Source organism: Paenibacillus sp. NRS-1781 (assembly GCF_050467745.1).
Classification (GTDB): domain Bacteria; phylum Bacillota; class Bacilli; order Paenibacillales; family Paenibacillaceae; genus Paenibacillus; species Paenibacillus terrae_A.
Genome location: NZ_JBITPI010000070.1, coordinates 1 through 14,182 on the forward strand (window position 1 = coordinate 1; position 14,182 = coordinate 14,182).

At 39.7% G+C, this 14,182-nt stretch carries 10 protein-coding genes and 2 pseudogenes; 6 read left to right on the plus strand and 6 right to left on the minus strand.

Going from position 1 to position 14,182, the window contains the following annotated elements; translation table 11 throughout:
- On the minus strand, positions 1-528 hold a 528-nt coding region (locus tag ACIFO6_RS22475), incomplete at its 3' end, for a contractile injection system protein, VgrG/Pvc8 family (protein WP_430044066.1).
- Between the two features lie 821 nt (positions 529-1,349).
- On the opposite strand from ACIFO6_RS22475, the pseudogene ACIFO6_RS22480 reads away from it, so the two are divergent.
- The 4 genes and pseudogenes from ACIFO6_RS22480 to ACIFO6_RS22495 all read left to right on the plus strand — a co-directional run bounded on the left by ACIFO6_RS22480 (position 1,350) and on the right by ACIFO6_RS22495 (position 4,333).
- Positions 1,350-2,561 (plus strand): annotated as a pseudogene (locus tag ACIFO6_RS22480) (IS256 family transposase).
- A gap of 634 nt (positions 2,562-3,195) precedes the next feature.
- Entirely contained in the window at positions 3,196-3,378 is a 183-nt protein-coding gene (locus ACIFO6_RS22485; protein ID WP_430044068.1) for a hypothetical protein, read from the plus strand.
- A gap of 277 nt (positions 3,379-3,655) precedes the next feature.
- Positions 3,656-3,805: a hypothetical protein gene (locus ACIFO6_RS22490; protein WP_430044070.1), complete on the plus strand. Its 150-nt coding sequence runs from the start codon at positions 3,656-3,658 to the stop codon at positions 3,803-3,805.
- 69 nt (positions 3,806-3,874) lie between these two features.
- Positions 3,875-4,333 carry a transposase gene (locus ACIFO6_RS22495; protein WP_430044085.1) on the plus strand — a complete coding sequence of 153 codons (459 nt, stop codon included), beginning with the start codon at positions 3,875-3,877 and terminating at the stop codon, positions 4,331-4,333.
- A 175-nt stretch (positions 4,334-4,508) separates the two neighbouring features.
- Here ACIFO6_RS22495 and ACIFO6_RS22500 read toward each other — a convergent pair whose 3' ends face one another.
- From ACIFO6_RS22500 to ACIFO6_RS22510, 3 genes are all read right to left on the minus strand, one after another.
- Positions 4,509-7,520, minus strand: a complete 3,012-nt coding sequence (locus ACIFO6_RS22500) for an N-6 DNA methylase (RefSeq protein WP_430044072.1) — start codon at positions 7,518-7,520, stop codon at positions 4,509-4,511.
- Positions 7,521-7,711: 191 nt separating this feature from the next.
- Positions 7,712-8,371 carry a transposase gene (locus ACIFO6_RS22505; protein ID WP_430044074.1) on the minus strand — a complete coding sequence of 220 codons (660 nt, stop codon included), beginning with the start codon at positions 8,369-8,371 and terminating at the stop codon, positions 7,712-7,714.
- Positions 8,368-8,901, minus strand: coding sequence for a hypothetical protein (locus ACIFO6_RS22510; protein ID WP_430044076.1), 534 nt, complete (start codon positions 8,899-8,901; stop codon positions 8,368-8,370). The genes ACIFO6_RS22505 and ACIFO6_RS22510 overlap by 4 nt, the downstream gene beginning before the upstream one ends.
- A gap of 392 nt (positions 8,902-9,293) precedes the next feature.
- Between ACIFO6_RS22510 and ACIFO6_RS22515 the strand changes: the two are divergent.
- Together ACIFO6_RS22515 and ACIFO6_RS22520 are read left to right on the plus strand one after the other, a co-directional pair.
- Positions 9,294-10,407: pseudogene (locus ACIFO6_RS22515) on the plus strand (IS3 family transposase).
- Positions 10,408-10,778: 371 nt separating this feature from the next.
- Positions 10,779-12,365: a DEAD/DEAH box helicase family protein gene (locus tag ACIFO6_RS22520; RefSeq protein WP_430044079.1), complete on the plus strand. Its 1,587-nt coding sequence runs from the start codon at positions 10,779-10,781 to the stop codon at positions 12,363-12,365.
- An 815-nt stretch (positions 12,366-13,180) separates the two neighbouring features.
- Here the strand turns inward: ACIFO6_RS22520 and ACIFO6_RS22525 are convergent.
- Positions 13,181-13,693, minus strand: coding sequence for a hypothetical protein (locus tag ACIFO6_RS22525; protein WP_430044081.1), 513 nt, complete (start codon positions 13,691-13,693; stop codon positions 13,181-13,183).
- Between the two features lie 202 nt (positions 13,694-13,895).
- Entirely contained in the window at positions 13,896-14,180 is a 285-nt protein-coding gene (locus ACIFO6_RS22530; protein WP_430044083.1) for a hypothetical protein, read from the minus strand.
- Positions 14,181-14,182 lie beyond the last annotated feature (2 nt).

Below are 14,182 nucleotides of genomic sequence, written 5' to 3' on the forward strand. Positions count from 1 at the left end.
GAGAAGGGCACCTACATGCGATGCCAGCCGTTTTAAAAAAGTCCAATCCGTCTCCTGATACTGCATGATGAATTGGCCCGTCGCTTTTTTTTCAAAAGCTTCATCAATCTTGTCCGAGCCTTGATAGTTGGCCAGCACTGCGTCTACAATCTCCACATACTTTTGATGGATGTGTTGAAAAGAACGGTTTTTGAGCTGCGTGTCCAGTTTAAAACTATGAGAAATGACGTTGAGATTAACCAAGATCTCTTGATGTCTGTGCTCCACATCTACGCAGTACAGTTGCCCCATGAATAAGGGATGTTTCTGGTCTTTGGCATCCGAATACCAGAGTTCGATCTTATCGTCGCTGCTTGCTTTAGTAATAATCGTATCTGCCTGATCGGCTTCCAAGCTGCCTGTGATCACCAGTCTGGCATGTTCTCCCAGCTCATGACTCATGTGGACGTGTGAAAGTCGCAGCTTGCCATAGGGCCAAGTGACATGTAAGTGCTGATAGGTAAAGCGGTCTTTCGCTACGATGCTCATCCCTTACTCTCCTTGCTTGATAAAATCAGCCAACTTGCCCATCCTCTACAATAGGTGTCTTCTTCTACGGTTGTTTTGAGTAATGGATACTTCGTAATTTTTAAATTGAGGATATTAGTAATTCTATAAACCCAGCATATGTATTTATCGGTTAAAAGAGAGATTTAGTTTACAGAATGACCCATTGGTTGGGGGATTTACTATGTGTATATCTGGAAGGGAGAGGTATGGGAGGAGGGAAAGCTGAAAGTAATTTTGAGCAATTGTGTTTCAAAGTCAGGAACGGGGCTGATTTAAACGTGATCATGGATTAGGGTAAATTAAATACAGGCTCATATGGAATTAGTAGGATTGACAGAAGTGAAGGGGGAACAGGCATCATCTGGGAAAAGGGGGTGTTGTGGGAAGGAGTAGCTTTTGATAGTACAGGTAATATATATAATAAAAAGGAATATATCCCTTTCGTGGTCTCGACACACGTGGAGTGCGTGGTAGTGATATATCGAGATGAGAAGCATTGATATAGAAGGGATTGAGGGTAACTTGAATATGTTCCTGCATTCAAAAAAACGCTTTAGGGTTGAGTGCGGGAACATATTTTTATTTGCATTCAGAAGGCACGTGAAGTGTTGAATCGCATCACTGTTAGTATGGGATGGCAAAAAATAATTCGAGATATATTGGCGAAATTACAAAGGAGTGGTGATGCTACTGATGATCGACAGCCCCGCTCCCATTTTTTATGAGTCTGTAAAATATTCTGTGTAAACTCTCAAACCATATTAGAATAGAATAAAGGGTGGTTTGAGAGGATGACACCGATGGCGAAATTCAGTAAAGAACAAGTAAAGGCATTCGTAAAGGATAATAACCTCAAAACAATGGATGATGTACACGCAGCGTTGAAAGAGTTATTTTCAGAAACGCTACAGTCCATCCTGGAGGCGGAGTTCGACACCGAGCTTGGCTATGAAAAGCATGACGTGAAGAGCAAGACAACAACAAACAGCCGCAACGGGAAATCAAAGAAAACCGTCACGAGCGAATATGGAGACGTCGAACTCGTTGTACCCAGAGACCGTCACGGCGAATTTGAGCCGATGATCGTGAAGAAGCATCGACAGGTATTGAAGAGCAAATCATCGCGATGTACGCCAAAGGTGTTAGTAGCCGAGACATTCAGGATCACTTGAATCAACTATACAGCATCGAAGTCTCGCCAACGATGATCACGAATGTGACGAACAAGATTGTCCCCTTAATCAAGGAATGGCAGAATCGACCGTTACAAAGCGTCTACGCGGTTGTCTTTATGGACGCAATCCACTACAAAGTAAAGCAAGATGGAGCCATCGTGAACAAAGCTGCCTACATGGTAATTGGCATTGATTTAGATGGCAACAAGGACGTGCTGGGTATGTGGATTGGGGAAAATGAGTCCTCGAAATTTTGGCTCAATGTCCTAAATGATCTACGTAACCGTGGCGTCCAGGACATTCTTATCATCTGTGTAGATAACCTGAGCGGGTTCTCCCAGGCCATTGCCGCCTGCTATCCCCAGACCGAAATTCAGAAGTGCATCATTCACCAAATTCGCAACTCCACCCGGTATGTGTCTTACAAAGACCTCAAGAAAGTCACCGCCGATCTGAAGCCCATCTACAAGGCAACCACCGAGGAAAGTGCACGGCTGGAATTGGAACGTTTTGAGGAAATCTGGGGTACAAAATACCCACTCATTGTACGTTCCTGGCAGAACTACTGGGAGGAACTTTTCGACCTTCTTCAAGTACCCACCGGAGATCCGTAAACTGATTTACACGACGAACATGATCGCAAGCTACTACCGACAGTTGCGTAAAGTGACGAAGGGCAAAAGTATCTTTCCCAGCGACGAAGCCTTGCTTAAAATGCTTTATCTGGCGACGATGGATGTCACTCGCAAATGGACGGGGCGCATTCAGAATTGGGGCCAAATGTTACTACAGCTCTCTGTTTTCTTCCCGGAACGAGTCGGCAACCACTTACGCTAGAAATACTAAATCCCCCTCGGGGACTACTTGTACAATATAAAAAAAGGCACCCACTTGCGAAAAGTGAATGCCTTTGAAACATTGTAATACCGTTATAGTTGGTTTTGATTGAATAATTTGTTTTTTTTCTTCTTCAAATTCATTGATTACGACTTGAAGATTTTTTATTTGTTTCTCAATTACATCAGCCTGTTTGATGAAGTCATCTTACTCTGAAATGCTGGGAACTATTATTTCATAATTCATAACATGGTTCTTATCTCCACGAGGCATCTTTATACCTTTGGTCGCTAACATTTCATAATCGAAAATTCTTTTCTAACAATTTGATAATAAAATAATTTTGTATTGACTTCATTACTTATTTTATGCACGTCAAGAACATCGTTTGATGCACCGCCCTCACTATCAGCAAGCCACGATTTCATCAAATAAGGTCTGATATTCGATAAAAGAATATCCCCGTAACATATCCTCCAAGATTTTTGACGAGATTATCTACACCAACATAATTTTTAAAAGTAATAGCTGTACTTGCTTAAATTCGCTTCAATAAAATGTAAAAAGAGACCGACTTGACTCTCTGCGTAAAATAGAAGTACCACCAACGACCCTACGCAGAGGAGAACAAGACATGTCTCATACGTATACGGTAACACAACAACAGGAGTGGCACAATCTTTTTGCAGCATGGAAGTTGCCACTATATCTATCCAAACCCGCTTTGAAGCACGTGATTCATTTTGTGGATGGGATGCTGTCTTCCGGCTTCACCGGCACGTTAACCGACATCCATCGGGAGAGCCTGCATCCTTGAGACCGCCGAAGCCTAAGCCATTTTTTGTCTCAGGGTCGGTGGGACGAAATGTTCCTGAGGCGGAAGATTCGGCAGATTGCTTATGAGTAGGTATACGCTCAGGCCAAGCGGCTTGAATCTCCCCTTTTGGTGATCATCGACGACACGGTATGCGAGAAAACCAGGCCTTCGTCACAGGCTGTTTCCTCCATCCAAGACGCTTCTTTCCACCATTCTCACCTTAAGGGCCAGCGTGTTTACGGACATGCTGTTGTCGAAGCGATGCTTCGTTGCGACGATGTTATCTATCCTTTTGCAAGTGAACGTTACTGTCCAGTGGTTGAGTAAAATCGAACTGGCCTGCGAGATGATCGGGCAAGTTCCGTCGTCTGGACATCCCACTTACGTGCTCATGGATTCCTGGTATCCGTCGGCTTTGGTGCTTTAAAGTAGTAGTCAGCAAGGCTTTCATGTCATTAGTGGACTCAAAACCAACCGTATCATCTATCCACAGGGCATTCGGCAATCGCTCAAAATGTTCGCTTCCTGTATCTCAAAGGCCGATACCAAGCTCGTCACCGTTGGTTCGGAAATGTACCGAGTCTATCATTACGAAGGCAAGCTGAATCTCTTGGAAAATGCTGTCGTACTGCTGTGTTGGAAAGAAGGTGACCCCGTGGACCCGGGGCATATGAAGGCTTTTCTCAGTACAGATGTTTCGCTAACTACGGAACAAATCTTGACTTATTACAGCAAGCGATGGACCATTGAAACCTATTTTCGGACGGCCAAAGGACATTTGGGAATGGATCGTTACCAAGTACGCTCTGGGCAGGCGATTGACCGTTACCTGACCCTTCTTTTATTCGCATCCCTATGTTGTATCTATAGCCATCATGGAAGTCTTGTAAACGGTCTACACCATATCGCAGGCAGAAAAAGCATGGATTCATTGAATATATTTACCACCAGCTAAGACCGGAGTGCCGCTTGCTCAGATTAAAAAGCTCCTCAATGTGGCGTAGGGATACTGTCGGCTTTTCATATTTACAAATTTTTCAAGTGATTATTGGCAAGTAATGTAATAGTTGAAGATTGTACTTTATCATTTGCGCACTGGAAGAATTCACGCAAGCTATGCTTCTCTCCATTTACTCTCTTAGAGTTTCAACGATTTTTGCTTGTAGGTCATTGATTACTTGTTGTGCTTTTTGTTGCTCGGATTCAATGCGTTCAATTTCTGCTACAACTTTTTCCTGTTCCTCTAATGGTGGAATCACAATTTGTATTTTTTTCATTTTTTGCATAGATGCACGGTTTGACCTTGAAAACCCAAGGTATTTTCCCTGTTCTTCAATTAAAGAAACAATGTATCTAGGTAAAATATTCACTGATTTCACTCGTAAATATCCTATATGGTCAGTAGGATAGAACGCTACATTTTTCTTGATAAAACCAACTTGCCAATCTCCATCAATTCCCCAAATTACAGATGGTCTAGAAAAATCTTCAATCAATTTTTCATTTATGAATCCGAACGGTTTTGTCACATTGGCAGAATATACGGGAATTTCTCCATTCTCAACAAGTTGATTATTTGTAATACGTTTCCCGATATTTAATTCGAATAGGGAACTATCCCCAAGCGACACTAACTTTTCCCCTTGCTTCAACTTAACCGCAACAGGTTGTTGAGTTTTATTGATATTTATAGCAAGGTCAAAGGCTTCATTATTCCAACCTATCAAGTTTGATAATCTTGCTGTTTTGACATTCTCATTGTCAATAATATCATTCAAAAAATTTTGTCTAATAGCTTTGTTCACTTTTGAATCGTCTTCATAATCAGTTGGATTGTACAACGGAGTTTCTATAGTTTGAATACCCCCACTTAGATATTGGATTCCCTCAGAACCTTTTCGATTGCTCCAATCATAGCCTAAATACTTTTTAATTTCTGCATTAGTTGGTGTTTTAATAATTTGAACATCATTTTCTTGGCTTTCTGCTAACAAATAATATGTTAGGCGTTCTTTTAGATTTTCATCTTCTAATACATCATCAATAGATTTCCCTAGTAAATCGGCAAATGATTCTAATTTATCCTTATCATCAAACACTTCATCTTTGTTGAAATCTTCTTTATACCATGCTTCTACACGATTTGTATAATGGTTCAACAAATTAACTTTGCTTGTCTTTTTCCGCAGGAAAAGAGTATTTGTCGTTGTTCCTGTTTTACCAAATGTTCCGCTACCTGCTTCAAATATCGCAATAATATCAAACGATTCTAACAGTTGCTTTCTTACATTAAAATAGACGCCCTCGTTCTTTTGAAGAACCGAAGAGGGCAAAATGATTGCTGCAACTCCATTAGGTTTTAATAATTGTTTGGCGCGCTCTAAGAAAAATGCTTCAATCGCTTTATTAGTTGAGATATTGCTTACATATTTCGTTAAATCGTAGTTGTTTCTATCTTCTTCTGACAATGTTTCTAAAAATCCAGTAACTGAATACGGTGGGTTTGTAATGATAATATCAAATGAATTGTCTTTTACCTCTTCAGATTTTGATAGCGCATCATGGAAGAAAATTTGAATTTCAGTTGCACCATACATCAAAGCAGATACTTTTGATACTTTTGCAAGACGGCTTTCTTTTTCAATTCCGTATATATTTTCATAATAAGCAGACAGAATTTCAGACGGTATACCCAATTTTGAAATTTCACTAGCGTATTCAGTCAAGAAATGACCTGATCCACAGGCATAATCAATTACTTTAGGAATTTGACCGTTTGCAATCATATCTTTAATTGGTAGCGAACTAACCAAAAAACGAACGATGGGAAGTGGGGTAAAAAATTGCCCCTCTGACTGCTTAATCCCTTGGTCCAACAACTTCTCAAATAAATCTCCTAAAAATTGATGCTGTTCTGTATTCGTAAGTGATACATTTTGAAACAGTCTAACAATAGCACTCAAGATTTCAAAGTTCTTATCAAATAATTCTTCATTATAAACATCAATAAACCCAAATAAGTTGTCTGTATAGAATTTCAATTTTTCAAAATAATGATGAATCAAATCCCTTGTTGCATCTTTATCATTTTTGAAAAGAACAAATGCATTATCTACATCATTCTTATCAATGTAAGTAACATCTTCTTTCAGATAATCTCTCATTCCGTCACGGTACAAACGCTGTAAGCGATCGACCAACGCTTTTTTATCATCAAACGCTATACCACGCCAATAAAAATCAAGCGGTCTACCGGTTTGTTCACTTTGCTTTTCATCAACCACTTTTGCAAGCAACAAGTTTAGCAATCGGTCAAAAGCATTTTCACGCCCCGAAACGTTATGCTGTCTTAGAATTGTACGAAATTGATGAATCAAACCGTCAGTATCCAATGGATTATTATAAATATCTTCAATAGTGAATTGTTTCTCCCTAATTCCAAACGGTTTTGAATTATCTTCAAACATTCCTATCGGGCTATAATCCAAGTCATAAGTTTCTTTCCAAACATCATAAAGTTCTTTTTGATTGCTTGAGTTAACATACAATTTTCGTTTTTTCTTTTTCTGCTCTTTCAAGAATTCTTCATTATCTTTGAATGTAAGCAAGTGGTATTTCCGCTCAAAAGTACCGTCTTTGAAATCGGAAGCGTACAAAATACCATACGGAATGTTATTGTTAGTTCTCAACTGACTAACATACGAAAATAATTGATAGCCGTCATTCAGCGTTTTTTTCCAAGCATTATCAAACTCTGTACCGTGAGTTTTCGCTTCAATAATAGCGTAATATTGTCCGCTATTATCTTTTATCAATACATCCGCCCATGCTGTAACGTTTTCTTGCCCTCGTCCAACTTTAACCAACATTTCAAGTTCGATATTTTTCGGCATATAGCCAAGTTCAAACAAGCGATTCAGGATTTCAAAGACTACGAAATTTTCATTGCCAGAAAAATTTGTTGTTGTTTCCCTATGAATTGTAATCTCATCAGGATAGATGAATTTTTCATTTTCCATATCAACCTTGATTGAAAATTCTCGATTTGTATTTTCGTTGAATTTTTTCTCGAAAATCCCGTTATTTAGTTCAGAATAGCCAATAGATTCTATTAACTCAGGTAGACTATTTTTAACTATCATTTTTTTCTCACCGTCTCTTTTCAGTAATGCCCCTCTGTTAATAAGGCAAATAACATACGAAGTTGTACATACAAAACATTCAAATAACTTGGAAGTTCTTTTTTTAATTATCTATTCCATCAATCACTTATTGACTGTACTTGCCAATAATCGCTTCAAATATTTGTAAGTTCAAAGAGCTGACAGTATCCCTATGCCACTCTGAGCCGCGTTTTAATTTGATCTAATGTAGCCCCGTTTTGTGCTTGGTTGTAAATATATTCAATCATGTCATGCTTTTTCTGGATGCGATAGCGATGTAACCCATCAATCAAGCTTCCATGGCTACTATAGCTACAACATAGCGCAGCAAACAGGAGCAGGGTCAGGTAACGGTCAATCGCTTGAGTCGATCGAACCTGGTAACGATCCATGGCCAGTTGAACTTTCGCAGTTCGAAAATACGTTTCAATCGCCCAACGTTTGCTGTAGTAGCTTAGAATCTCTTCACTACGGAGTGAAATATCCGTGCTCAGAAAGGCCTTCATTTGCTTGGGGTCGAAGCCTTCTCCTTCTTTCCAACATAGGAGGAGAACAGCGTTCTCCAAAAGGTTGAGCTTCCCTTCATAACGATATACCCGGTAAGCGGAGGAGCCGATGGTCACCAGATCGGTATCCGATTTCGAGATGTAGGAAGCAAAGCTGTTGAGCGATTGCCGGATGCCTTGCGGATAGAAAATACGGTTCGTTTTCAAACCACTAATCACATGAAAGCCACGCTCCGCGCTCGTTTGAAGCACCGAAGCAGATGGATACCAAGAGTCCATGAGGACGTAGGTTCGACACATCGACATGGGCACGGCCTGAATCATCTCACAAGCCAGATCGATTTTACTTTTTCCTTCTGGATCGTAACGCTCTGAGGCAAATGGGAAAACCTGGCACCTGAGCGAAGCAGCGTTTGGACCACAGCATGCCCGTAGACATGCCTCCCCTTGAGATGAGAATGCTGAAAGGAGGCTCCTTGAATCGCGTGTGTAGCCTGTGACGAAGGCTTGGTTTTTTCACACACGGTGTCATCCAGGATCACAAAAAGGGGGCTGTGATCTCGCTGAGCACACGTCTTGATCTGCTGAAAGGCGACACGCTCTATGATGCGTTTCAGGTAAGACGGATTCCAGTTGCCGTGAGCTAAGAAATGACTCAGGCTTCTGCGATCTCGTTCTTGCAAGCTTTTTCGGTGAATATCCGTTAAAGTACCTGTAAATCCAGTAGAAAGCATGCCGTCCACGAAGTGCTTGATGTGATGAAGCACGGGCTTGGAGAAATACAGCGGGAGTTTCCACTCGTCTAACCGATTGTTCCAATGATTTTGTTGTGATAAAGTATACGTATGAGACATGCCTTTTCTCTCCTGCGTAGAGTCGTTGGTCGTACTTCTATTTTACGCGAATAGTCAAGAGTGTCTCTTTTTACATTTCATGGAACCGATTTTGAGCAAGTACAGTTATTGACTTAAATTTAGGTTTGTTTTTACCTCCAGAGCCTTTTTATCTATATTAACAGTGATTAAATCACCTATGGTTGTTTTACCGTATTGAAAGCTCTACATGATGTTGTTAGATCCCTCCCTGTCACACTCTTTATTTTATAAGTCTCAGAGGACTTGGTCAAACTATAAAGTAAGAACACACAGCGTAAACTGTGGGTTCTATGGATCGGATACACTTAGTTGGACAACAAAAATGAGGGCTTGTAGAATGAACATATTATCCTAAGGAGCGGATCTCTACAATGCCGAAACAACGACGTACTTTTACAGCAGAGTTCAAGAAGCAAATGGTGCAATTATACGAGAACGGAAAGTCCAGAGCGGATCTGGTGGAGGAATATGGCCTCACAGCCTCGGCTTTGGATCGCTGGATTAAACAAGGCCAAACGACAGGCTCTTTCTCGGAGAAGGACAATCGCTCGCCAGAAGAGAATGAACTGATTACTTTACGCAAAGAAGTTCAACGCCTAAAAATGGAGAACGATATTTTAAAACAAGCCGCGCTGATCATGGGACGAAAGTAGCTATCATCCAGAATAACCGTGATAAATACTCGGTATCAGCAATGTGCGACGTCCTGCAAATCGCAAGAAGTACATTCTATTATGAAGCGAAAGAAGAAGTGAATAGTGACGAGATCACCGAAGCTGCTGTGGACATTTTCCACAAGAACCGAAAAGCTTACGGTACTCGAAAGCTCAAAGTCAAGCTTCAGGAACGTGGATTCGTCGTGTCCAGGCGGGGGATCGGTCGAATCATGAAAGAACAAGGACCCGTTTCAACCTACACAGTGGCACAATATAAGCCCCATAAAACCGTCTGTAATGAAGCGGCTACAGACCAATATATTGAAACCGCGAGTTCACCCAAACGGAAAGCAAACGCTTAGTTGTCAGTGACCTGACCTATGTGAAAGTCCAGAACCAGTGGCACTATATTTGCGTGCTGATGGATCTGTTTAATCGAGAGATCATCGGTCATAGTGCAGGTCCTCGGAAGGACGCTGCTCTGGTTGTTCGCGCTTTTGCGACGGTGGAGGGCGATTTACGCGACATCCAGTGGTTTCACACGGATCAGGGGAGTGAGTTTAAAAACCAAAGCATGGATGAACTGTTGGAAACCTTTCACATTGGACGTTCCCTTAGTATGAAAGGCTGTCCCTACGATAATGCTGTGGCAGAAGCCACGTTCAAAGTCATGAAGACAGAGTTTGTGTATCAGATGAATTTTCAGAGCCTTCGTCATCTGGAACTGTTTGATTATGTGAATTGGTATAACCATCATCGAATCCATGGAACCCTGGAGTACATGACCCCAGTTCACTATCGTCATGTAGCCCTTAAAAAAGTTGTTTGATTTACTGTTGACAATCCAAAACCAATATGAATTGGAGAATGGGATTTACAAGTTTGAGTGTGTCACGTGACACATCTTAGGTCATGATTTGGCCCCTGTTAACACGGGCGCTTGGGTGACATCTAATATATGGATGCGATCCACAAATGAGAGGAGTGAATCTGATTGAGCTATTTTTATTGTTATGATATTAATTTGTTTAATTTTCTGACAAATAAAGGCTTTTCATTTATAACGAAGGCACGACACTATAAGACGAATGTTTTATTTTCTATGTATCTGAAAACGCCAGAACTATCTATAGCCATTGATGAATGGGAAGCAACAAATCATTAAAATGTAGATGTTAGAAATGATGTGAGGAGCATTTTATGAGAATTGATGATTATAAGCCAAAGCAAAATGTAACTGAGAAGATAAACGGGGAGGAAGTTGAATGGAAAAATGGAGATATCATTTTAATAAGCAGTGGGACGGCATCAGGTAAATCCTATTTTATTCGAAATAAGCTGGAACAATTAGCGGATCAGCAAAATGTGAACATACTTTTATTGGTCAATCGAAAGAATCTGTACGATCAGAATAAGGAGGCCATCGAAGATTCTTCAAGAATTAAAGTTGAATTATATCAAACGATTGAGAACCAGCTTAACGAAGGGAAAGAGTACGATTTTTCTCCATATAAATACATCGTGTGTGATGAGTCGCATTACTTTACTACGGACAGTGGATTTAATGATAATTCGGATGATTCCCTTCAAGCCATCCTTAATTTACAGTCACAGATCAGGATTTTTATGTCCGCAACAGGTCATGTGTTATTCTCTTACATCAAGGATCAGTACAGACATAAGCTCAAACGAACCGGAAATAAGATATGGACGTACTCCATACCAATAAAATTCAATCAAATTGCATCGTTATCCTTCTACAGAGACTTTTATGCAGTAGAAAAACTAATTGAGCGCAAATTCAATAAAGCTAACGATAAAATTATATATTTTGCAGACACGATCCAAAAGGCTTTTGAGCTTTACCAGAAGTATGACGATTCATTATTCGTATGCAGTAAAAGCAGCAGAAACAAAAAGTATCTCAAATATGTAGACGATGATCAAGTGGAGTCCATGATCAAGCAAAATAGGTTTGACTGTAAATATCTATTCACCACGACCGTGCTTGATAATGGTTTTGATTTGAAGGATGAACAAATTAAATTAATTGTGTGCGATATATTTGATGTGGATACGATGCTACAGTGTATTGGGCGAAAGAGATTCAAGAATGACCAGGATAAGGTACATGTGGTGTTGCTGAATCGAAATAATCGAAATTTGAATAATTACTTGAATTCAGTCCAGATGAAACTGGATGAAGCAGACGCTTTTATACATGGTGGAGTTGAGGAATGGAAAAAGCTAGTGGGTAAATTTTCGAGGAAATCCAATTACATCATTAAAGACAACGCAACAAGTGAGGGCAAATATATATCGAAGAAGACAGTGTCCAGAGTTAAATATCTTCAAGCTGTAGCTACGAGAGATCGGCTTAAAGCAATGTTGGATCAGAATAGAGAAACCAATAATTTCAGGGAAGAAACTGGAGGGAAAAAGGAAAGCGATGCCTATATGATGTACATTTCGAACTTATTACATAAAAATAAAATCACGTTGATTGAGAAACGATTTGAGCAAGAAGAATTATGTAGCTATTTAGATACGATTGTTGGTAAAAGAATATACAAAGACAGTCAAAAACAAGTCATTGAAAAATTTGATATTAAGGATTATCGAGGCAGATTACAAAAGGATATTAGCCAATTACAGTCCTACCTCCAATCGAATCAAATAAAATATGCGATTGGTAGTTTTCCAGATAACCGAAAAAAGTTAGAAGATGGAAGCAACAATCCCCATAAAGGGAAGCGATATTGGTTAGTCAGCAAATTTAACGGATAGTCGGTTGTAACAAAAAATCATATTTTTCTCATTTTTGATATTGCCAAAAAGGTAGTACATATAAGGATTTTTTTAATCTTGGACAGCAAATTGTGGAGTAATGCTATATATATACATGTATCCATGATTTGCTGTCCAGATGATAGAAAAGTCAATAAAATCAACCGTTTTATGAAATGTAAAAAAGCAAAAAAATGAGACAAACCAAAATTGAGCCGCAAAAGGGTGAATTGCCGAAGGCAAGAGGGGAAACGGCGGCAGGTCGATGAATACCGTTTACGAAGCGTAGCGAAGTGGTTTTTATCGAGATGGTGAGAGAGTTTCCCCTTATGTGGTACAGATGTAAAGATCAAAAGAAGCCGTCAACAAAAATTTGTAAACAAATTATTTCTTTCCGTAGCCATCCAACATCGTTGGCTGTCTTCATTTTATTTTTTGAACATGATAGTTGACGTGACCCTACTTTTCTATATATAGGGGAAACTAGGGTCAGTCCATTGATATAGCCTAAATTTAGAAAGAATGAAATGAGAAATGGAGAAATGATGTTTACTCATACCCAAGACACTTACTCATTTGTAGTCATGTTGCTTATTTTTAAATTTTTGATTTACAGGTTGAAATTAATCTTGCTGAATTGGACTATTATTCGCAAAATTTTAAAGTTGCATTAAACTATTGGCACATTCTTTGAAATGCTCACTTTTTTAGAGTTATCCTTACTTATAATAAATGCCCCTTACTACATAATATAGAACTATGCAGCAGGGGCATATCACTCAATGCTAAATCAGCTTACAGCACTTGTATTTGAATTACAATTCATTTCTTGACGATGCTAGTTTACCGTAAGCTTGACCTGACATTTTAGTATTACTCGTATTATAAGTAGCATAAAATTCGCCAGTAGGCCAAGCTGAACTGCTAATCCAACTAAAAGTGTCTCCGGGAGCTATCTTTACTTCAGTTCCACTCATAATCGAACCACTAGCTGAGCCTTTGTGTACGGCGAATTTAATCGCTTCACTACCTGTATTCCTTACCCATAATTTAACATAACCCAATCCCGCAGGAATGGAAAAATACGATGTCTGTGTTTGACCGGATAATGTTGTGTCAAACACAGACATCGTTTGTTGAGGAGTAATAACATGATCCCCTACTGTTGGTGTAGTCACATCAGTCGATGTGTTTGCAGATTGGGAAACTGCTGCTGAATCAGTTGTAGCTGGTGTAACATCCGTAGTGGCTGCGGCAGAAGCAGTTAATGGAATGGCAACAGCTAAAGACAAAACAGATAATAATGAAGCCTTTTTAATATTTTTCATACTCATAAGCCCACTTTCTTTGATTTTTTTCCTGCACGCTTTATCAATCAGCCAGTATGTATAGAAACTATTAGAGTATTCATGATCAATAAAGTTTTTTTACAGGTAGTTATATACATTTACATTATAAGTCTTTTATTGTAATTGTTCAACAAAAAAATTGGACAATGATTCCATTATCCTAATATGGCACGCTTCGGAATTAAACCGCGCAAGGGTTCCACACAGGCTGTTCATGTTTCCGTTGGTTAACTGGTTCCTTGCTGCCGTGCCATAAAACCCCGGATGAACCGGGAAAATGATTCATGTCGGAAGCTCTGCTGCGAGCAGTTTGAGAATCGGCAGTGTCGCGATGAGTTGGCTTCAGACTCGTTTGTACATACTTGCCGTGCTGTGCGGCATGCTCCTCGTCATGAAGATGCAGGATGCCGTCCTTACTCAAAAATGCAAAACGTGGTTGTGTATATAAAAATGTGTCACGTGACACAA